Origin of the sequence: Sphingorhabdus sp. (genome assembly GCF_044338195.1) — a bacterium.
Classification (GTDB): domain Bacteria; phylum Pseudomonadota; class Alphaproteobacteria; order Sphingomonadales; family Sphingomonadaceae; genus Sphingorhabdus_B.
This window is the reverse complement of record NZ_JBIIMC010000001.1, coordinates 92096-112563: the sequence shown is the minus strand read 5'-3', so window position 1 is coordinate 112563 and position 20468 is coordinate 92096. Positions and strand designations below refer to the sequence as shown.

23 protein-coding genes and 1 tRNA gene are annotated in these 20468 nt (G+C 57.9%); 16 read left to right on the top strand and 8 right to left on the bottom strand.

Features of this window, described 5'->3' with window-relative positions; genetic code table 11:
* Position 1: 1 nt before the first annotated feature.
* Together virB10 and virB11 are read left to right on the top strand one after the other, a co-directional pair.
* Positions 2-1105 carry a type IV secretion system protein VirB10 gene (gene virB10 / locus ACIQZK_RS00525; protein ID WP_395636096.1) on the top strand — a complete coding sequence of 368 codons (1104 nt, stop codon included), beginning with the start codon at positions 2-4 and terminating at the stop codon, positions 1103-1105.
* Positions 1102-2100: a P-type DNA transfer ATPase VirB11 gene (gene virB11, locus ACIQZK_RS00520; protein WP_397574422.1), complete on the top strand. Its 999-nt coding sequence runs from the start codon at positions 1102-1104 to the stop codon at positions 2098-2100. The genes virB10 and virB11 overlap by 4 nt, the downstream gene beginning before the upstream one ends.
* 129 nt (positions 2101-2229) lie before the next feature.
* On the opposite strand, the gene ACIQZK_RS00515 is transcribed toward virB11, so the two are convergent.
* Positions 2230-2320 (bottom strand) — tRNA-Ser (locus ACIQZK_RS00515).
* Between the two features lie 79 nt (positions 2321-2399).
* Here ACIQZK_RS00515 and ACIQZK_RS00510 point away from each other — a divergent pair.
* Positions 2400-3320 (top strand): peptidylprolyl isomerase, encoded by a 921-nt coding sequence (locus ACIQZK_RS00510; RefSeq protein ID WP_397574421.1) that lies wholly within the window; start codon positions 2400-2402, stop codon positions 3318-3320.
* Positions 3321-3355: 35 nt separating this feature from the next.
* Here ACIQZK_RS00510 and ACIQZK_RS00505 read toward each other — a convergent pair whose 3' ends face one another.
* The 3 genes from ACIQZK_RS00505 to hemC are packed head-to-tail and all read right to left on the bottom strand — an operon-like array spanning position 3356 to position 5846.
* A complete protein-coding gene (locus tag ACIQZK_RS00505) occupies positions 3356-4192 on the bottom strand; it encodes a hypothetical protein (protein WP_397574420.1) in 837 nt (278 codons plus the stop codon).
* Positions 4189-4914, bottom strand: coding sequence for a uroporphyrinogen-III synthase (locus ACIQZK_RS00500; protein WP_397574419.1), 726 nt, complete (start codon positions 4912-4914; stop codon positions 4189-4191). The genes ACIQZK_RS00505 and ACIQZK_RS00500 overlap by 4 nt, the downstream gene beginning before the upstream one ends.
* Positions 4911-5846 (bottom strand): hydroxymethylbilane synthase, encoded by a 936-nt coding sequence (gene hemC, locus ACIQZK_RS00495; RefSeq protein ID WP_397574418.1) that lies wholly within the window; start codon positions 5844-5846, stop codon positions 4911-4913. Before hemC ends, ACIQZK_RS00500 begins: the two co-directional genes overlap by 4 nt.
* 42 nt (positions 5847-5888) lie before the next feature.
* Between hemC and tsaD the strand changes: the two genes are divergently transcribed.
* Genes tsaD through ACIQZK_RS00480 form a run of 3 tightly spaced genes read left to right on the top strand, consistent with a single transcriptional unit; the run spans position 5889 to position 9453 of the window.
* Complete coding sequence (tsaD, locus tag ACIQZK_RS00490) at positions 5889-6923, top strand: tRNA (adenosine(37)-N6)-threonylcarbamoyltransferase complex transferase subunit TsaD (protein WP_397574417.1); 1035 nt, start codon at positions 5889-5891, stop codon at positions 6921-6923.
* A complete protein-coding gene (locus ACIQZK_RS00485) occupies positions 6920-7915 on the top strand; it encodes an NAD(P)H-dependent glycerol-3-phosphate dehydrogenase (RefSeq protein WP_397574416.1) in 996 nt (331 codons plus the stop codon). The genes tsaD and ACIQZK_RS00485 overlap by 4 nt, the downstream gene beginning before the upstream one ends.
* Before the next feature lie 41 nt (positions 7916-7956).
* Positions 7957-9453, top strand: coding sequence for a lipopolysaccharide biosynthesis protein (locus ACIQZK_RS00480; protein WP_397574415.1), 1497 nt, complete (start codon positions 7957-7959; stop codon positions 9451-9453).
* Here the strand turns inward: ACIQZK_RS00480 and ACIQZK_RS00475 are convergent.
* A complete protein-coding gene (locus tag ACIQZK_RS00475; protein WP_397574414.1) occupies positions 9450-10445 on the bottom strand; it encodes an adenosine kinase in 996 nt (331 codons plus the stop codon). The genes ACIQZK_RS00480 and ACIQZK_RS00475 overlap by 4 nt on opposite strands.
* A gap of 74 nt (positions 10446-10519) precedes the next feature.
* Here ACIQZK_RS00475 and ACIQZK_RS00470 point away from each other — a divergent pair, with 74 nt between their 5' ends.
* Both ACIQZK_RS00470 and ACIQZK_RS00465 read left to right on the top strand, forming a co-directional pair.
* Complete coding sequence (locus ACIQZK_RS00470; RefSeq protein WP_397574413.1) at positions 10520-11185, top strand: EI24 domain-containing protein; 666 nt, start codon at positions 10520-10522, stop codon at positions 11183-11185.
* Entirely contained in the window at positions 11182-11574 is a 393-nt protein-coding gene (locus tag ACIQZK_RS00465; RefSeq protein ID WP_397574412.1) for a hypothetical protein, read from the top strand. Before ACIQZK_RS00470 ends, ACIQZK_RS00465 begins: the two co-directional genes overlap by 4 nt.
* Here ACIQZK_RS00465 and queG read toward each other — a convergent pair whose 3' ends face one another.
* Entirely contained in the window at positions 11575-12699 is a 1125-nt protein-coding gene (gene queG, locus ACIQZK_RS00460; protein ID WP_397574411.1) for a tRNA epoxyqueuosine(34) reductase QueG, read from the bottom strand.
* 46 nt (positions 12700-12745) lie between these two features.
* On the opposite strand from queG, the gene ACIQZK_RS00455 reads away from it, so the two are divergent.
* From ACIQZK_RS00455 to msrB, 4 genes are all read left to right on the top strand, one after another.
* Positions 12746-13678, top strand: coding sequence for an ABC transporter ATP-binding protein (locus tag ACIQZK_RS00455; protein ID WP_395634392.1), 933 nt, complete (start codon positions 12746-12748; stop codon positions 13676-13678).
* A complete protein-coding gene (locus tag ACIQZK_RS00450) occupies positions 13675-14901 on the top strand; it encodes an ABC transporter permease (RefSeq protein ID WP_397574410.1) in 1227 nt (408 codons plus the stop codon). The genes ACIQZK_RS00455 and ACIQZK_RS00450 overlap by 4 nt, the downstream gene beginning before the upstream one ends.
* Before the next feature lie 92 nt (positions 14902-14993).
* Positions 14994-16274 (top strand): cytochrome P450, encoded by a 1281-nt coding sequence (locus ACIQZK_RS00445; RefSeq protein WP_397574409.1) that lies wholly within the window; start codon positions 14994-14996, stop codon positions 16272-16274.
* 60 nt (positions 16275-16334) lie between these two features.
* A complete protein-coding gene (msrB, locus tag ACIQZK_RS00440) occupies positions 16335-16817 on the top strand; it encodes a peptide-methionine (R)-S-oxide reductase MsrB (protein ID WP_397574408.1) in 483 nt (160 codons plus the stop codon).
* 30 nt (positions 16818-16847) lie between these two features.
* On the opposite strand, the gene ACIQZK_RS00435 is transcribed toward msrB, so the two are convergent.
* The gene (locus tag ACIQZK_RS00435; RefSeq protein ID WP_397574407.1) at positions 16848-17501 is read right to left on the bottom strand and encodes an ankyrin repeat domain-containing protein; all 654 of its coding nucleotides are present in this window, start codon (positions 17499-17501) and stop codon (positions 16848-16850) included.
* Positions 17502-17542: 41 nt separating this feature from the next.
* Here ACIQZK_RS00435 and ACIQZK_RS00430 point away from each other — a divergent pair, with 41 nt between their 5' ends.
* The 4 genes from ACIQZK_RS00430 to ACIQZK_RS00415 are packed head-to-tail and all read left to right on the top strand — an operon-like array spanning position 17543 to position 19498.
* Positions 17543-18178, top strand: coding sequence for an SCO family protein (locus ACIQZK_RS00430; RefSeq protein WP_397574406.1), 636 nt, complete (start codon positions 17543-17545; stop codon positions 18176-18178).
* A 1-nt stretch (position 18179) separates the two neighbouring features.
* Positions 18180-18614, top strand: a complete 435-nt coding sequence (locus ACIQZK_RS00425; RefSeq protein ID WP_397574405.1) for a YcgN family cysteine cluster protein — start codon at positions 18180-18182, stop codon at positions 18612-18614.
* Positions 18526-19305 carry a M48 family metallopeptidase gene (locus ACIQZK_RS00420; RefSeq protein ID WP_397574404.1) on the top strand — a complete coding sequence of 260 codons (780 nt, stop codon included), beginning with the start codon at positions 18526-18528 and terminating at the stop codon, positions 19303-19305. The genes ACIQZK_RS00425 and ACIQZK_RS00420 overlap by 89 nt, the downstream gene beginning before the upstream one ends.
* Positions 19306-19315: 10 nt before the next feature.
* Entirely contained in the window at positions 19316-19498 is a 183-nt protein-coding gene (locus ACIQZK_RS00415) for a DUF1272 domain-containing protein (RefSeq protein ID WP_395634400.1), read from the top strand.
* A 5-nt stretch (positions 19499-19503) separates the two neighbouring features.
* On the opposite strand, the gene ACIQZK_RS00410 is transcribed toward ACIQZK_RS00415, so the two are convergent.
* Entirely contained in the window at positions 19504-20385 is an 882-nt protein-coding gene (locus ACIQZK_RS00410; protein ID WP_397574403.1) for a hypothetical protein, read from the bottom strand.
* Positions 20386-20468 lie beyond the last annotated feature (83 nt).

Genomic DNA, 20468 nt, shown 5'->3' with positions numbered 1-20468 from the left:
CATGTTTAAATCGGGTAATACGGACCCGCGCACCGCCATCGATGCTGATACGCTTGAGGAAGCGAACCAACGGATTTTGTCGCCGGTGGCCATGCCAAATGGTCTATCCCCGGGTATGAAATTGGGCGTGGTGGGTATTGGCTTGCTTGCCATTTTAACCTTCAGCAGCTTGGCCAAAAGCCGGAATGAAGCAGACCAAGTTGCGGCACAGCCTGCCACCCGCACCGCAGCTGCGGTTGTTCCGCCCGGCGGTCTTGTGCCGCAACCGATATTGCGTCCGGGCCCACCGGAATTGCCGCCGCCCGTCCTTGTCCCGCCGCCCGTGAATAACCCAAATGCGGTGCCCGGTATCGTTGGACCCGCAGCCATTGGTCCGAACCGCTTTCAAGCGCCGGGCATCGTTGTGGATACCACAAAAGGCGGCGTCGCTATATTGCCGCCCACGCCGGGTCTGGCAGGCGCAAAAAATGACGAGTTGAGCGCAGAAGACAGGTTTTCGGACCGCGTCGCGGCGGGCGAAAATGCACCTGCCCGCGCGGTGCGTATCGCCAACAGCAGCTATACAGTGCCGCAGGGCGCCATTATCGCGGGCGTCCTTGAAACGGCGATAAACTCCGATCTGCCGGGATATGTGCGTGCCGTGGTTAGCCGCGACGTCATGGGCTTTGACGGCCGGCGGGTGCTCATCCCGAGTGGAAGCCGCTTGATCGGGCAATATCGATCGGGCCTCGCGGCGGGGCAATCGCGCGCATTCATTGTCTGGACACGGCTGACCCGCCCCGATGGCGTAACCGTGTCGCTGGGCTCGCCCGTCACCGACCCGCTCGGCCGCGCGGGCTTAGGGGGTAAGGTGGATAGCCACTTCCTGAAGCGATTTGGTTCGGCGATATTGTTGTCCGTTGTGCAATCCGGCCTTGGGCTTTTGCAGCAGGGCGGCAATGATGTCATCGTCCGCACGGCCGATGATGCCAAAAGCGTTGCCGGTATTGCCTTGCAGCGGGACGTGAACATTCCGCCGACGGTAAAAGTTGCGCAAGGGACGGCCATCCGTATCTTCATCGCCCGCGACCTCGATTTTTCGGGCACCGACGGCGATGCGCAATGAGGCATGCGGCGCCCGTGGCTGGCGATGCCGAAAATGTCTATCTCAATAGCTATTTAGCGCCATTTGGCGAATGGCTGGCCTGCGATGATGTGACCGAAATTTTGGTGAACCGGCCGCATGAAGTGTGGGTTGAGCGGCTTGGGTGTGCGCAGATGGAACGTCACGACGCACCACAAGTAGATAGCCAGTTGCTGGAACGCCTTGCGCACCAGATCGCACGCATCAACCATCAAGGCGTTAGCCGCGAAAGCCCGTTGCTCGCCGCTATATTGCCGGGCGGTGCCCGCGTGCAGATGGTGTTGCCGCCAGCAACGCGCGGCGATGTTGCGCTCGCGATCCGCAAACACCGGCTGCAAGACATGACGCTGGAAAGCTATTTTGAACAAAGCGCGCTGCCATCGGTGCGTAACGTCGCTGATGATAGTTCTGCGCTTGCGGCGCTTTTGCAGGATCAAGACTATTTAGGCTTTTTCCGTGCGGCCGTTGCCGCGCGCAAAACCATCCTCATTTCTGGCGGAACGTCGTCTGGCAAGACAACATTGCTCAACGCATTGTTAAAGGAAATTCCGCAACATGAGCGCGTCATTTCCATTGAAGACACCCCTGAAATCCGCCTGAGCAGCGACAATGCGCTTGGCTTGGTCGCCGTGGCCGGCGATCAAGGAGAGGCGCAAGTGACGGTGGACGATCTTATGCGCGCGTCGCTGCGTATGCGGCCAGACCGGTTGATCGTGGGCGAATTGCGCGGCGGCGAAACGGTCACGTTTTTGCGGGCGATCAATACCGGTCATCCCGGTTCCATCACTACGGTGCACGCCAATTCACCCCAAGGCGCATTCGAACAAATTGCCTTCATGTGTATGCAGGCCGGACTTGGCCTTGGCCGCCTCGAAACGATGGAGTACGCCCGGTCCATGATCGACGTTGTCATCCAACTGGACCGCCACAGCGGCCAGCGCGCCATAAGCTGTGTCGAATTAACCAACGCTGCATGAAGCTAAGCGGCACCTTCAGTCGTTAGCGCAACATCTGCGCACAGACGTTTCAGGCATGAAATCCCGCGCGCATGGCTGTTTGCGCATCAATCGGCAAATGGCAGCGGCAAACAATGGCGCACGATAATCTGGCGGAGACGGAGGGATTCGAACCCTCGATACGCTTTTGACGTATACTCACTTTCCAGGCGAGCGCCTTCGACCACTCGGCCACGTCTCCGCATTCCCCTAAGGGACGCATGCCCCTAGCCGCTCCTTTCCGCTTTCGCAAGACACAGTGATTTGCCATAACCTTATTGATGAAAAGATATCTGCCCCTGTTCGCCAGCGCCGCGATCTGCGCCGCTCTCCCCGTCTCTGCGCAGGAGGCCAAAACTTATCCCGCGCCGTCGGAGATTGTGGCGGCGGCCAAAGCGGAGGACTGGGTTGCCATTGCGCCGTCGGATATATTGGTGATGGACCTTGCGCCCGATTCGAACGGCAAGTCCCGCCGCGTCATCATTCAATTGATGCCTGCGCCGTTCAGCCAAGGCTGGGTCAGCAATATCCGCAAACTGGCGGCGGCACATTGGTGGGATGGCACCAGCATCAACCGCGTGCAGGACAATTATGTCGTACAGTGGGGCGATGCGACCGAGAAGAAGGCGCTGCCGGAAGGGTTGGCGACCGTCGGGGCCAAGGATTATGTCACCCCTGACTGGCCGCACAAGAATAGGATTTTCGCCCGGGCAGACGGAATGCCAGACGCCTACGCACGTGCCCATGTGTTCTATGGTGGCTGGCCGCTGGCACAAGGTCGTGAGGGGCTTTGGCCCGTGCACTGCTACGGCATGGTCGGCGTTGGCCGCAATCTGTCTCCTGACACCGGCACGGGCGCGGAACTCTATACCGTCATCGGTCACGCGCCGCGGCATTTGGATCGCAACATTGCGCTCGTTGGCCGCGTAATCGACGGCATCGAACATATGTCCAGCCTGCCACGCGGCACAGGCGCGCTTGGTTTCTATGAGAAGGAAGAAGAGCGCGTGCCGATACTGTCGGTGCGGCTTGGCAACGAAACAAAGGACGTGCCTGCGTTCGAATATCTGTCGACCGATAGCGACAGCTTTGCGGCCTATGCCGATGCGCGCGCCAACCGGCGGGATGCCTTTTTCAACATCCCTGCTGGCGGCGCAGACATTTGCAACATTCCGGTTCCGATACGGCGGAAAGGCAATTAAGCCGTTTCATCTGCCATTGGGTTCAAACGGGTAACTCAAGGGGTTGGAACGGGAACGTCCGACGGTCCGGTCTGAACCGGAGGCGCGACGATCACGGGCACCGCTACGGGTCGAAGGATGGCGACCTGTTCCAGCCGGTCGAGCGCTTTACGCGCATCGCTGAAACGTTTCGCCCGTGCCATCCATGATTGCGCGATGGATGCGCCGGGCAAAGCCGCAACTTCCTCCGCAGCAAGATCAAGCTTGCCTGCATCGACCAGCGCTTCAGCGCGGATCAGCCGTTCATTTGGCGCGAGGGATGGTCCGTTTTCTTTGCGCAGCACGAACAGTTCCGACAATTCCCGCTTCACGGTCGCCCACGTGCTGTCGTCTCGATTGCCCGTCAAAAGCACCGGCGCCAGTCCGCGCAATTCGGTTTTTAACGTATCAACCGTGACCGGCGCTTGCCCTGCAGATAATATCGCGGCGACAGATTGCGGCTGGGTCGCACCAAAACGCAGACGCAACTGTTCGGCAAGATTGCCGAGCGGCGCACCCTTATCTATCGCACCCCGCACCGCATAAGTGAGCAGCAACCCATCGGCGCGCGCAACTTCGGGCGAGAGCATATTGAGCGACGGGTAGCTTGGAACCATTTGGTCCGTAACCGGCTGTGCGATAGCATCAGCATCGGTGGCGACCACATTGCCCACTGCCCCAGTGGATGACTCGGCCGCCACGGGGGCATCGGTGGATGTGATAAAACCATATTTGTCGGCGATCACATAAGCGACAATCGCGCCGCCGACGAAGGCACACAAAATAAGCAGCATAATATGCTTGAATGTGAATCCACGGCGTGATGTCGCGGTCGCTGTTTGAAAATCGGTCATGATGCTCCTTCAATAGCGGCATTCGGCGGCCGGGTGCAATCTATCCTTGTAAAATGCTGCCCTATTGCGTCCATTAACGCAGCGTCATTTGGTGAGGACGCAACAATTATCTGTGCCCAGCCGTCGCCAGCGCTTGCGGCGATAGCGTTCGAAAACGTCGCGAGCGTGATTTTGCTCCGCGATAGGCCGCCCGCATCGCAGAGACCGGCAAAGTGTGCCGCCGCGCGTGACGAATGCAGGATGACCGCATCGCATACTGCAACCTGCGCGGCGAAGTCCGCGGGCGTTTCCAGAGCCGCGCTGCGGTACACGATAGCGATATCAATATGCACGCCAGCAATCTGCGGAACAGCGCTGTGGTCTTCGCCGGCAAGCCATAAGAGCTTTTTGCGGCCGTCTGCCGCAGCAACGCCGACAAGCGCTTCCACGCCGCTTGATCCAGTCGCAGCAACCGGCAAAGACAAATGGGCCAGCGCGCTGGCGGTCGCGCTACCGACCGCATAGATCGGGATATCGCGCGCGCTTTCCAAAAATCCGCGTGCGGCGCGCGCCGCATTCCCGCTGGTCAACACAATCGCGTCATATCCGTCAACCGACACCGATGGCGGCGGCAGATGTTCAATGGCGAACAGGGGCATAAGCACGGGCGCATATCCTGCGGCTGCAAAGCGGCGGGCGGTGGCATCTGCCCCTGGTTGCGGCCGGATAATCAGCACCTTCACGATGCGAACATGCTCCGCAGTTCATCACTGGCGTTTGCCAGCAATTGATCTGCCAATTGTGCCGGACCATTGATTGACGCGTCATAAACGATTTCGCCCGTGCGCATTTCCCGGCCATCCGCGGTGAAAACTTCCCCTTTTAAGCGAATCTGGGCACCTTCGACCTGCGCCAACGCGGCGATGGGTGAGTGGCAATTGCCGCCCAATGCTTCAAGCAAGGCGCGCTCCGCATGCACGGCGGCGAAGGTGTCCAGATCGTTGATTGCCGCTAAAAACGGGACGAGCTCATTGCGACTGGTCAACCGGTCAATGCCCACAGCGCCTTGCGATGCCGCCGGCAAAAACTGGCTCAGCAGCAAGGGCGCGCCGACATTGGCCATGCCCAACCGGTCCAACCCGGCGGCGGCCAAAAGTGTCGCATCCGCATGACCATTTTCAATATGCGCCAAACGGGTTGCAACATTGCCGCGCAAGGGGACGATCCGCACATCAGAGCGGGCACGCAGCAGCTGCGCCGCGCGCCGTGGGCTCGATGTCCCGACCCGCGCACCATGCTTCAAATCGTCCAGCGACGCTGCACCAATCAATCGGTCGCGCACGTCCGCACGCGGCAGCATGGCGGAGATGTCAAAAATGTCTGCGCGGACCGTCTCGACATCTTTCATCGAATGCACCGCGATATCAATCTGATCATCCAACAGCGCACGTTCGAGCTCTTTGGTCCAAAGCGCCTTGCCGCCGATTTCGGCAAGCGGCCGGTCCTGAATCTTGTCGCCGGTGGCGAGCATCGGGACCAGAACAACGGCATCATCGGGCAGATTATGCGCCGCCTTGATGGCAGCCATCGTCATCTCCGCCTGCGCCAAAGCGAGCGGAGACCGGCGTGTTCCGATGCGTAACGGGCGGTCGGAGGAAAACGATATCATTGTCATGCGACTTGTCCATAGCGCCACGTCCACCTATGGGAAAGCGCAATGGCAATCATCCTTGGTCTTGAATCCAGCTGCGACGAAACCGCAGCGGCAATTGTGCGTTCCGACCGGACGATTTTGAGCCATGCCTTGGCCGGACAGGAAGATCATCACCGCGCGTTCGGTGGCGTCGTGCCGGAAATCGCCGCGCGCGCGCATGCCGAACTGATGACCCCCTTGGTGGAAACCGCGCTCGCCGACGCAGGCATGACGTTACATGATATCGATGCCATTGCCGCAACCGCTGGCCCCGGCCTCATTGGCGGAGTCATGGTTGGGCTTGTGACGGCAAAGGCGCTGGCCATGGCGTCTGGAAAGCCGTTGATTGCCGTCAACCATCTTGAAGGCCACGCGCTTTCGCCGCGGCTGGTCGATCCCGATCTCGCCTTCCCGTATCTCCTTCTGCTGGTGTCAGGCGGCCATTGTCAGTTGCTGCGGGTCAATGGTGTCGGCGACTATAACCGGCTGGCGACCACCATCGACGATGCGGTGGGCGAAGCTTTCGACAAAACGGCGAAGATTTTGGGCCTGGGCTTTCCCGGTGGGCCAGCCGTCGAACGCGCAGCCGCGTTAGGCAACGCGAAAAATGTGCCGCTACCCCGACCCTTAAAAGGCGCTGATGAGCCGCATTTTTCCTTCGCTGGCCTGAAAAGCGCCGTGCTCCGCGCGCATGAGACAGGCCAGTATAAAGTCGAGGATATTGCCGCATCATTTCAGCAAGCCGTTATCGACTGCCTGTACGACCGGATCCGCTATACGCTGGATCGCATTGATGCACCGGCTGCGTTGGTTGTCGCGGGCGGCGTCGCGGCAAATGTGCCCATTCGCAATATGCTCGAGCAGCTTGCCGCAAGCCGTGGCATGCGTTTTGTCGCGCCGCCATTATGGCTGTGCACCGACAATGGCGTGATGATCGCATGGGCTGGCGCGGAGAGATTTGCGATGGGTCTGACCGATGGCCTTGATTTTGTGGCGCGGCCGCGATGGCCGCTGGATCCCAACGCAGCACCCGCACGCGGTGCGGGCGTGAAAGCATGAACCAGATGCCCTATCCGGTTGGTATCATTGGCGGCGGCGCATGGGGCACCGCGCTGGCCGCCGTGATGGCGCAAATCCACGATAACGTCCTCATCTGGGCCCGCGAAGAAGAGGCCGTGGAGAGCATAAACAACCGGCACGAAAACAGCCTGTTTTTGCCGGGCACGTCATTGTCGCCAAAAATTGAGGCGACAGCTGACCTCGCCCGCATGATCGCCTGTGAAAATTTGCTCATCGTGACCCCGGCCCAGCATGTGCGCGCCACGCTGTCGGCGCTGCCAGACGCACAGGCCCCGCTGATCCTGTGCGCAAAAGGTATTGAGGCCGATACCCAAATGCTGGTGTCAGATGTCGCGGCGGCAACGCGCCCGGGCAATCCGATTGCCGTTTTGTCAGGCCCGACATTTGCGCATGAGGTTGCTGCTGGAAAGCCCACAGCGGTCACGCTCGCGACGGCCGATCAGGCGCTGGGTTCGGCATTGATGCGCCGCATCGCCACACCTTCCTTCCGTCCCTATTGGTCTGATGATGTTGTCGGCGCGGAAATTGGCGGCGCTGTTAAAAACGTGCTCGCTATTGCGTGCGGTGTCGTCGATGGCGCAGGTCTTGGCCTCAACGCACGTGCGGCATTGATTGCGCGCGGCTTTGCCGAGATGCAGCGATACGGCCTTGCGCGCGGCGCAAAAGCCGAAACTCTGGCGGGCTTGTCCGGATTGGGCGATCTGGTCCTGACGTGCAGCTCTGAAAATTCACGCAACTTTTCGTTGGGCCGCGGCCTTGGACAAGGCCAATCGTCTGAAAGCCTGCTGACCGACCGCAAGACGGTTGCCGAAGGCGCATATACCGCGCCGGTTCTGTTACAGTCGGCCACGTCGCTTGATGTCGAAATGCCCATCGTGAGCGCCGTGTGCGCTCTGCTGTCGAGATCAGCGACCGTCGATGCCGTCGTCACCGAATTGCTGGCACGTCCGCTCAAGTCCGAAAGCTGGTAACGGCGGACCTAATCCGCTAGCGTACCAAAAGAGGCGATCCATTGACTGCAGCCAGAACCGACGAAGAGGACATTCAGGCACTCGCCAAGGGCGGGCGGACGAATGTGTTTGGTTTCCTGTTGCGGCTGGCCGCCCGCATCCCATTTTTGTTTATCGCGGGCAGACTTTATGGTCCCGAAGCGCTTGGCCGCTTTGCCTATGCCATATTGATTATCGAATTTGTCGCGCAGCTTGCTTCACTTGGCCTGCGCCGTGGGCTGGCGGAATTGCTTGCGAAGGATGACCGCCCGCACGCCCATATGATTGCGGATGCGCTTTTCGCGGCGATGGCGGCTTCAGCGGTTGGCGCTGCATTTTTGATCATGCTGCCCGAGCTGATGTTTCCCAACAGCGGCATTAACGGGCTCGACCGGTTTCTGCCGCTCGCCATTTTTGCAATCGTCGCAACGGACATCGCCCTGTCCGCCTTGGCCTATAAATTTGATATCGCATCGACCGTGCGGGCGCGCGCAATCGTTGAACCGTGGACGATCAGCATCGCGGCCGGCGCGCTCTATTTCTATTCCGCGCGTGATGGGCTCATCCTGTCTTACGTCGCTTCGCTGGCAGCCGCATTGTTGTTTGCACTATGGCCCTTGTGGCGCAGCTATGGCTTTGCATGGGGATGGCGGCCAAGTGTGAAGCGTTCTTTGGTGATTGCGCAGCGCAACCTGCCACTGGCCGCAGCAGACGCCGCAGAATGGGGCAGCAGGCGGCTTGACCTTGCCATATTGGGGCTATTTGCATCGCCCGCGGTGGTGGGTATCTATTATGTCGCCCAACAGGTCGCGAGCCTTCCACAAAAGCTTAAAACCAGCTTTGACCCGATATTGGGCCCCGTCATCACGCGCAATTTACAGACCCGCAATTATGCCGAAATCGCCAAACAGGTCGGCCAGGTTGGTTTCTGGATTATCGCGGCGCAGGCCGGAATTGCACTCGCGCTTGGCATCCCCGGCGAGGCCGTCATGGGGTTGATGGGGCCCGAATTTGTCGGCGGAACAGCGGCGCTTGCCTTTTTGCTGGCGGCCGAAGTTGCGGCGGCCACGGCGGTCGTCAGTGAATCCGCTTTGGTATATATGGCCCGTCACCGGAACCTGTTGATTTCCATCGGGATGTTGGCCGTCCAAGCTTTAGTCAGCGTCGGCCTTATCATGCTGGTTGATGATATCCCCGTTAAGCCCGAATATGTCGGCCTGTATCAGGCAGCAGCCGTTGCCTGCGGGCTGATGATATCACTTGCTATTGGCTCGCTCATCAAATCGCGATTGCTGTCACGGTTATTGGGACAGCCCATCCGCGTGTGGCGTTGGGCGTTGCTGGTTGCTGTCGCTGCGGCAGCATTGCTCGGCACGGCCATCGTCAGCGTCCCTGCCCGTCTGGAATGGGTGGAACTGGCGATTGGCGTGCCTGCAATCCTCGGCCTTTATGGCTGGATTATTTGGCGCTGGGGCTTTGGCCCGGGAGACCGGGTGCTGTTCCGCAAGAAAAAGGATTAAGCTAGACGCTTGGCAACAAGCTCTGCGATGTCCGCTTCTGGCCGTGCGCCATAATGCGAAATAACCTCGGCAGCGCAAACTGCACCCATGACAAGGCATTCGGCCATCGGGCGGCCCTGCGCTATCCCTGCGAACACACCTGATGCGAACAAGTCACCTGCGCCTGTTGTGTCGACCAATTGGGTGACAGGTTCTGCGCCGACTTCGGTACGCACGCCATTTTCGATGGCGATTGCGCCATGTTCGCCGCGTGTGCAGACCAATAATGGAACCTTCGCCGCGATCGCCGCCACCGATGCTTCAAAATCATCGCTGTTGTTGAGCGCACAAATTTCGACTTCATTCGCAAACAATATGTCGATGCGACCGGCATCCATTTCGGCCAAAAAGTCGGGTCCATGGCGCGAAATGACGAATGCGTCGGACAATGTCAGCGCAACCTTGCGACCGGCGGCACGCGCGATATCGATGGCGGTGCGCATCGCGGCACGTGGCTCCTCAGGATCCCACAAATAGCCTTCCAGATACAATATCGCCGCGCTTTCGATCAGTGCCTTGTCGATCAGCGTGGCGGGCAGATATTGCGATGCGCCCAAAAAGGTATTCATCGTCCGCTGCGCATCTGGCGTGACGAGAATGTAGCAACGTGCGGTCGAAGGCGCGCCATCACGTGCAGGAACATCGAAATGGATACCGCCCGCACGAATGTCATGTGCGAACACTTGGCCAAGCTGATCATTTGCGACCTGCCCGATAAATGCTGTTTTATGTCCAAGCCGTGCAAGGCCGGCCAAGGTATTTGCGGCCGAACCACCGCTGATTTCACGGGCAGGCCCCATATGCGCATATAATGCTTGCGCACGTTCCTCATCAATGAGCTGCATGCTGCCTTTGGTCAGGCCTTCGCTGTCGATAAAAGCATCGTCGGTGTTGGCAATGATATCAACAATTGCGTTGCCAATGGCGAGGACGTCGAAGCGGCTTTCAGTCATGAATTTTCCTATATGTAAGCTCGCCGCGCCCTACTGGGGTTGGACATTTCGGGCAAGCGCTTTAGAAGCGCGACATGATACAAGCGCTACAGCTTTCATTCCAAAGCCTTTCGGACAGGCGCGTGGCAATGCTGCTCATCAAAGTGGTGTTGTGCACCTTTGCCAGCTTCCTTTTATTGGGCGTCGGCATGTGGTTTGCGCTCGACTGGTTTTTTGCGTGGCTCAACATTCAAAACGGCGCATATCTGTCGGCCTTGCTGTCGCTGGCTATCATCCCGATTTCGGCTTTTCTGCTTTTCCGGGTGGTCGCCGTCGCAATCACATGGATCTTTGCCGACGATATTATCGATGCGGTTGAAGACCGATATTATCCCCAGAAAGCCGCGTTTGGAAAGCGTCCGGGCGTAGGCGCTGGCGTGCATATGGCGGTGCGATCAATAGCGCGCGTAGTTGGGTACAACCTCCTCGCATTGCCGCTGTATATTGTGTTGCTGGTGACGGGCATCGGAACGGCGATCGCCTTCATGCTCCTCAACGCGCTCCTTTTGGGCAAGGATTTGGAAGATATGCTGATTGCCCGCCATGGCGCATCACAAGGCAGCATCCATAAACTGCCGCGCCTCTTGCTGGGTTTCGTTGGCACTATTGGCATGCTGATTCCGTTTTTCAACCTGCTGGCGCCCGTGCTTGCGACCGCAATGGCTGTGCACGTCGTCCATTCAGGAAACAGAGCGATATGAAACAAACCATCACCGCATGCGCGATCGCGTTGATTTTGGCAGGCTGTGTATTTGCGCCGCCTGCACACGCGCAAACACGCCAGCCAGCACCTGTACAGCACACTGCGCCGCCCACTCCCGTTCGCCCTGCCACGGGACCAAGGGGCCTAGAGGCGGTCATGGGCAAGGATGTTGCCACGTTGAAACGCCTTTTTGGCGAACCGCGGCTTGATGTGGTTGAGGTTCATGGCCGCAAGCTGCAATTTGTCGGCAAAGCCTGCGTGCTTGATGTGTTTCTCTATCCCGACGGCAAGGGCCGGACCGAAATCGTGACTTATGTCGACGCACGACGCAGTGATGGCGCTGCGGTCGATCGCGCATCCTGCATTGATGCCTTGCAACGCCGCTGATTAAATAAGCGTCCATTCGGCACGAACCGACGGGTCCAGTTCGCCCGCAAACCGCGCCTGCTTTTCACGTTGAAATATCTCCGGCGACAGCCGCGACATCGCCCAGATCGCGGCACCGCGGACGACCGGAGACGCGTCATCCATGAGCATCTCGACCAAAGGTAACACGCCGAGGTCACGGCCATTTCCAGCCGCGATCAACACATTGCGCACAAAGCGGTCGCGGCCAATGCGCTTGATGGGTGATCCGGAAAACAGCTGACGAAATTGCGCATCATCCAAAGCCAAAAGGTCCGCAATGCGCGGCGCGACCAACGCTTCGCGAGGCAAAAATGCCTTATGTGCCGCAGCAGTCTCGGCAAATTTGTTCCACGGACAAACCGCCAGACAATCATCGCAACCGTAAATGTGATTGCCCATCAATGGGCGCAGTTCGGGGTCGATGGGGCCCTTATGCTCAATGGTGAGATAGGAAATACATCGGCGGGCATCGACTTGGTATGGCGCGGGGAAGGCATTGGTTGGGCAGATGTCTTGGCATGCCCGGCACGAACCGCATGTGTCGGTCGCGGGAACCGACGGCGCGAGCTCTGCCGTCGTATAAATCGCGCCAAGGAACAGCCAACTGCCATGTTCTTTGCTGACGATATTGCTGTGCTTGCCTTGCCAGCCAAGTCCCGCCACCTCAGCCAGTGCCTTTTCCATCACCGGCGCGGTATCGACGAACACTTTGACCCCGACCTCTGCCGAGTGGGCCAGCCAACTTGCGAGCCGCTTGAGCGCGCCTTTTACGACATCATGATAGTCGCGTCCTTGCGCATAGACCGATATCCGCGCCTTTGTGTCATCGCCGGCAAGCGCCATGGGGTCATGCGGCGGCGCATAGCTCATCCCCAGCATGATCACGGATTTTACGTCGGGCCATAAAATATCGGGATTGGCACGCTCATCGACGCGGCTTTCCATCCACAACATGTCGCCATGGCGGCCTTCATCGATCCATTGGCGCAGCCGCTGCCCCGCGCGTGGTGCAAGGTGACCCGGCGCAATGCCAAAGGCGACAAAGCCCTCACTCTGCGCTTTGGCCTGCAGATCATTAACTATATTTGTGTTGTTTCTTTTCACGCACCAACCTTATTCAGCACCGAATATCTCTCCGGGGCAATTTCATATGTACGCAATAGAGGCAAAGGGACTCGTAAAGCAATTCGATGGCTTTCATGCTGTCGACGGGGTCGACCTGAAAATTCCGGAGGGCAGCATTTTTGGCATTTTGGGCCCGAATGGTGCTGGCAAGACAACCATGTTGCGCACCTTACTTGGCATCATTGATCCTGATGCCGGAACGCGCAGCCTGCTGGGTTCGGACCGCCCGATAACACAGTCCCGCAATGTCGGATATTTGCCCGAAGAACGCGGCCTGTATCAATCGATGCGCGCAGTCGACACCATTGCGTTCATGGGCGCGCTGCGCGGACTATCGTTGAAAGAGGGCGCGAAAAAAGGGCGGGCCTTGCTCGAAGAAGCTGGCCTTGGATATGCCGCCGACCGCCAGATTAGGCAGCTTTCCAAGGGGATGGCCCAAACGGTGCAACTGATGGGCACAATCGTCCACGACCCAAAGCTGATCGTACTTGATGAACCTTTTTCGGGGCTGGATGCGCTCAATCAGGCCAAGCTTGAAAAGATGATCCGCGCGCAAGCCGCCAAGGGTGTGACGGTGATTTTTTCCACCCATGTCATCGCGCATGCCGAACGATTGTGCGAACGCATCGCCATTATCGCCAAGGGTAAAATCAGTTTCGACGGACTGGTATCCGAAGCGCGTGACCGCTTGCGGCCGCAGGTGCATCTGGAAACCGAAACGTTGGACGGACCATGGCGATCGGCGCTGCCCCTTGAAACCAAATCAGAAGGGCATTGGTGGCATTTCACCTTGCCCGAAACCGGGGTGGAGCCGCTGCTGACGGCGCTGGTCGAGGGCAAGGCTGGCGTCAAATCGCTGTCGATTGAAAGGCCGGGGTTGCACGATGCGTTCGTGGCCATCGCGGGTGAAGCCGTCGCCGCCGAGATGGATGACGCTGATGTGGGAGAAGCAAAATGAAGGAAATCATCCGCGCAGCCTTCGTCATTGCCCGCCGGGATTTTACGGCGATCATCTATTCCAAGGCCTTTATCTTCTTCCTGCTTGGTCCTTTCTTCCCTGTGCTTGTCGGATTTGCGGCGGGTAATTTGGGTGAGCAAATCGCCAAAGACGTGTCGCAACCCGTTGTTGGCATTGCCTTGGCCAAAGAGGAGGCCGGGAAAATCCTGTCCGCCCGCGAGTCGCTATCGAAGACATTGGGGGACAGATATTTCGCCCGCATGGTCGTCGTGGGCGATCCTGCTGCGGATCAAAAAGCGCCGCAAAGCTATCTTGCAAAAAAGAGTGACAATCTCAGCGTTGTCGTCACCGGCACGCTGGCGAAACCCGTGATAACCGGCACAGCCAACGCTATCACACGCGAGCGCGCCGACATTGAACTATTGGCAGGCTATGCCCAGAGCGGCGGCACGATGTCGTTGCCGCGTTCGACACCCGATATTGTTGTCGAGTCCGCTAACAACGACAAGACGCTGCGCACGGTCACTGCGCAGGGTGGACAATTTCTCATTTTCTTCCTGACCATTTTGCTTGCGGGCATGGTGCTATCCAATCTGGTAGAAGAGAAATCGAACAAGATTATCGAAATTCTCGCCGCCTCGATTCCCATGGAATCGGTGTTCCTGGGCAAATTGTTTGCGATGCTCGGCATGGCGTTGCTGGGTATATCCGTCTGGACAACCGTTGGGCTGATTGGTTTCGCCGCGATTGGGCCGGATTTGCCAAATTTCCCCATGCCGGCGGTTGGCTGGCCCATGTTCATTGGCCTGTGCTTCGCCTATTTCATCATGGCCTATCTCATGCTCGGCGCGCTTTTCCTCGGGATAGGGGCAATGGCGGCTACGGTGCGTGAGGTGCAGACCATTTCCATGCCCGTCACCATGGCGCAGCTGATCAATTTCTTCTTCGCATCTTATGCCCTGACCAAAACAGGTGAAACGATCGAGCAATTTGCTGCCATTTTCCCGTTTAGTTCGCCCTTTGCGATGATTGGACGCGCCGCGCTTGAACCGACTATGTGGCATCACGCCGTCGCGATTATCGGCCAGGCCTTGTTTGCGATATTGTTGCTGCGACTGGGCGTGTATCTTTTCAAGAAAAACGTCATGAAATCAGGCAGTGCCGGCCGCGCCAAGGATGACGGTGCGCGCCGGTTGTTCGGCTTCATCAAAATGCCGGGGTGAACGCATAATCACCTTTAATAGGTTGCGGTTCGAAACTGGATTGACATTTCTGTCAGTAGTGGCAGTTTCGGTGCCGAGAGGAGTCGATAATAATGGCAACTGCCCCCCTAATTGAAAGCGATTCGCTGCCTTGGGAAGTGAACCAGGCACCACATCATTGGGACGTCACCAAGCCCAATATTTATGCGGAGGATCGCTGGCATCCCATCTTTAAAGAGATGCGCGAAAAAGCGCCGATCAACAAGATTGAGGGCTCCGATTTCGGCAGCTATTGGAATGTTACGACGCTCAAAGCCATTCAACATGTCGAAGCGCTTCCCGACATTTATTCATCGTCATTCGAACATGGCGGCATCACCTTAATCGACGACAATGCGCTCGCCGAGCCAATCCCCGAAGATCAAAGAATCATCATGCCGATGTTCATTGCGATGGACCGGCCCAAGCACACCGAAGAACGCCGCGTCATCGCACCGGCGTTCACACCGGGCGAAATGGACCGCATGTCGGGCGATATCCGCCGCCGCACGGGCGAGCTTTTGGACTCGCTTCCGGTGGGCAAAGCGTTTGATTGGGTCGACTTGGTATCCATCGAACTGACCACGCAGATGCTGGCGCTGCTTTTTGATTTCCCGTGGGAAGACCGCCGCAAGTTGACCGAATGGTCCGATTGGGCGGGAGACATCGAACTCGTCCGTTCCGAAGACACACGTCAGGCGCGACTTGCCAAAATGTTTGAAATGGGTGCCTATTTCCAGGGTCTGTGGGACGAGCGCAAAAATCGCGGCGAAGCGCCCGACCTTATCAGCCGCATGATCCATTCGCCGATGAAGGACATGAGCCAGTTTGAATATATGGGTAACCTCATTCTGCTCATCGTGGGCGGAAACGACACGACCCGCAATTCGATGTCCGGTTATGCCTATGGACTGAACAGCTTCCCCGACGAGCGCGAAAAGCTGGAGAAGAATCCTCAGTTCATCACCAACGCGGTGAGCGAAATCATTCGTTGGCAGACGCCTTTAGCGCATATGCGGCGTACCGCCCTGCAGGACCATGATTTGTTCGGTGCCCCCATTAAGGCCGGCGACAAGATTGGCATGTGGTATCTGTCGGCCAACCGTGATGAGACGGTGTTCGATAATCCCGATAAGTTGATTGTCGATCGTGAGAACGCCCGTCGCCATTTGGCCTTCGGATATGGCATCCACCGTTGCGTCGGCGCGCGATTGGCGGAATTGCAAATCCGTATCTTGCTGGAAGAAATGGCAGTGCGCCGCCTGCGACCAAATGTGGTGGCCGAGCCCGAGCGCGTGGCGGGCTGCTTCGTCCATGGCTATCGCAAGATGGATGTAGAACTGTCGCGCTATTGATATGAAAGCTTTGGGACGTTTCCGGTATATGTATAGCCGGAGCGCCCAAAGGAACATGTCATGCAGCTGAGCAAACGCACATTTCTGTCACTCGCAAGTGCAGGGGCCGCGGTATTTGTCTTTGGCTGCGGCAAAAGTGCGACCGCGAAAACGCGCTATGCGGTAACATATAGCGACGCTGAATGGAAAAAGCGCTTGTCGCCTGCTGCCTACCGCGTGTTGCGCCGCGAAGATACCGAACGGCCTTATACGAGCCCGCTCAACGGCGAAAAGCGCAAGGGCATATTTGTCTGCGCCGGCTGTAACCAGCGGCTGTTTGCGTCGGCTACCAAGTTTGAAAGCGGAACGGGTTGGCCAAGTTTCTACGCGCCGCTGGCCGGTGGCATAGGCACCAAAACCGATTATAAAATCGGCTTGCCACGCACCGAAGTGCATTGCGCGCGCTGCGGCGGGCATATTGGCCATGTATTTAACGATGGCCCAAAGCCAACGGGCAAACGCTATTGCATGAATGGCGTCGCGATGAAGTTTATCCCCGGATAATCCGTCCAGCGCGCGGCGCGCCAACGGGCCTTATTTCGGTTCAGATATGCCCGAAAAGTCCAACTCGGCAGGTTTCTTTGCCGCATCGGTTTTGCCGTTATTTTCGATGATCGCGACAATGGCATTCGCCCGTCCGTCCTGAAGCGCATAATCGCGTGCAGAATATCCCGCCCGGCTATCCTTCTTGTCCGGATTTGCACCCGCTTTCAAAAGCATGCGCACCGCTTCAGCATTGCGCAATTGCACCGCCAGAATCAGCGCGGTCTCTCCAGCGCGATTGGTCTGGTCAATCTGCGCCTTTTTCCGGGCAAGCCAATCAATGCCATCGATGAAGCCCAATTGCGTGGCGAGCATCAAAGGCGTCGTACCCTTTTTATCTGCCAAATTGGGGTTTGCACCTTTTTGTAAAAGATACCCAAGCCAAGACGCGTCACGGCGTTGAATGACAATGTGCAGCGCAGTTTCGCCGGTTGAATTGTCGCGCGTGTTGATAATCACCGTGCCCGGCGCGGCCAGAAATTTTTCCGCCTCATCGCCCTTACGGTCGCGCACGGCTTTCAAAAAATTATAGCTGTCTGAAAACTGGGCTTGTGCAGCAGGCGCAACAACGCCAGCGGCTACCGGCAAAATCAGCCCTGCGGCCAAAGCGAGAAAAAACGGCTTTTTCAACAAACGATGCCCCATTTAAATTTCCAACATACTTGATAACTGGTCTTTAGCAGACCATGTCTGGCCCCGCTATGAACAAAAAACTGATTTTCACGCTCTGTGCCGCGCTTTTGCTGTCGGCATGTGATTCACCCCCCGCACAACCCCCATTGAGCGAAGCGCCGCTGGCCGGTGCAACCATTGGCGGGGATTTTGCGCTGACCGATCAAAATGGCAAAAAGCGGACCTTCAAGGAATTCGACGGCGCATATCGCATCGTCTATTTCGGATACACCAACTGCCCCGATATCTGCACGCCCGATATGCAGAATCTAATGGCTGGGTTAAAGGCTTATGAGAAAAGCCATCCCGAGCTTGGCGCAAAGATTCAGCCGATTTTCATCACCGTTGATCCCCTGCGCGACACGCCAGAGGTGCTGAAGCAATTCGTTAGCGCATTTCATCCGCGCGCGATTGGGCTCACCGGAACGGAGGCCGAAATTGCGGACGCAGCAAAGAAATTTGCGATTTACACCAGCCGTGTCGAAGGGTCCTCACCCGAAAGCTATCTGATGAGCCACAGCCAGACACCTTATTTGATGGGCCCCGATGGCAAGCCTTTGGCGCTTATGCCCGCCGACGTTCCCAATACCGACGCCAATGAAGGCGCGCCTAATTTGGTTGAGGCGGAATTGGCAAAGTGGGTGCGCTGATTTGAACGAAGCGCCTTTTTGGGAAGCTCCGATAGAGAGCCTCGACCGCGCACAATGGGAGGCATTGTGCGATGGTTGTGGGAAATGCTGTCTCAACAAGGTGGAAGACGAAGATACCGGCCGCATCTACCCCACCAATGTCGCCTGCAAATTGCTGGATCTGCAGACATGCCAATGTGCGGACTATCGCGGACGCCGAGCGATTGTGCCCGAATGTCTTCGGCTGACCGCGGACAAGATTGAAGACTATGTCTGGCTACCGTCTACCTGCGCCTATGTCCTGCGCGCGGCGGGCAAGCCGCTTCCCGAATGGCATTATCTGGTGAGTGGAAGCCGCCAGACGATTCATGACGCTGGCATGTCGGTCAAAGGTCGGGCTATATCGGAACTGCATGCTGGGCCGCTTGAAAACCATATTGTCGAACAGCCTCTCTGATCCTGAAGTGGTCATAGAAGGGGAAAGCGTACCCGTGCGCATTCGCCGCAACCCGCGGGCAAAGCGCATTTCGATGCGCGCCGATGCCATAAAACGCGAAATCCGGATAACGATGCCGCATTATACGCCGACAAATGTGGCGCTCGATTTTGTCGAAAAGAAACGCGAATGGATCGCCACCCGGTTAAACAGCGCGCCTGACATTGCCCCCATTGCCCCTGGCAGCGAAATCGCTGTTGAAGGTGAAAGTCACCTGATTGAATGGCGCGAAGAATGGCCGCGCAGCATTCGCTGCGGCGAAGGCATGCTGCGTTTGGGTGGTCCAAGGGAATCGGTCGAAGCCCGCATCTTGCGGTGGCTCAAGGGCGAGGCACGGCGGATTTTCACCAAAGAAATCGCACATTATTGCGACAAAGCCGGGGAACCCGTCCCACGCTTGTCGCTGGGCGACCCCCGCAGCCGGTGGGGCAGCTGTTCCAGCCGGGGGACCATTTCGCTCAGCTGGCGGCTGATCATGGCGCCGGCATCTGTGCGCCGTTCGGTCATCGCCCATGAGGTCGCGCATATGCGGCATATGAACCACAGCCCCGATTTCTACGCTTGGCTTGATGTCCTCTTTGAAGGCAACCGCAAGGCCGCGGACCAATGGTTAAAGATGCACGGCACGGGGCTGCAACGGGTTGGACGATAAGGAAGATAAGATGCTGGAAATGCGGGACACATGCGAACGATGCACATCGCCACTGCCGATGGACAGTGGCGACGCGATGATTTGCAGCTATGAATGCACCTTTTGCGCACCCTGCGTGCATGGCCCGCTGAATGGCCGCTGCCCCAATTGTGGCGGCGACCTTCAGCCAAGGCCAAAACGCATTAAGAAATAATCAGGTCAGCCTTTGGCGGCGTCGCCACCCAGCGCGCCATATTTCTTTTCAAAACCGGCGACATCGCCTGCCTCAAGATACTTGGCCTGATCAATCCAGTTGTCGCGGCTGATGCGGCCCGCAAATGCGCCAAGCTTGCCATCAATTTCCGCAACATCAGCGGCCGTCCAACTCGCCACTTGGGCAAAGCTGGTTACGCCCAATCCCTTGAGCATAGCATTCACTTTCGGACCAAGGCCCTTCAACAATTCGAGATTGTCAGGGACTGATACCTTAGCCTTGGCCGCTGGTTTGGCGACCTTGGGCTTGGGTGCGACTTCTGCCTTCACCTTCGGCGCTGCAGCTTTCGGCGCAGGCTTAGGCGCAGGCGCGGCCTTTGCTTTTGCGGCGACAGGCTTTGCTGCTGGCTTTGCTACAGGCTTTGCTGCTGGCTTTGCTGCGGCCTTGGTTGCTGGCTTGGGTGCTGCGACCTTGGCGACTGCAGCCTTCGGTTTAGCAGCCTTAGGTGCAGCAGGCTTCGGCGTTGCAGCTTTAGCGGCAGCTTTTGGTGCAGCTTTCGGGGCAGCTTTCGGGGCAGCTTTTGGTGCAGCTTTCGGGGCAGGCACCTTCGCCGTTTTCGCCTTTGCCGCAACGGGCTTGGCAGCTGCTGCTGGCGCGGGCTTCGTTGCCGCAGCTTTCGCTGGCGCCTTTACCTTGGCTTTCGCGGTTTTCTTGGCTGGCGACTTAGGCGCAGCAGGCGCCTTCGCAACAGGTGCCGCAGCTGCTGACGAAGCGACGTCGTTCGGCTGCGCAGCTGTCTTCTTCGCACCGTTACGTGCGAGCAACCACAAACATAAAATGGCAATAATGGCCACCGCGCCAATAATAATCAGTAGATTGTTGGACATAATATTCCTCCCAGAAATTCCCTCACTATCGCCAACGGGTTACGCAATTTTTGCGGGGCGTGAAAGCGTTAATCCGCCGCGCC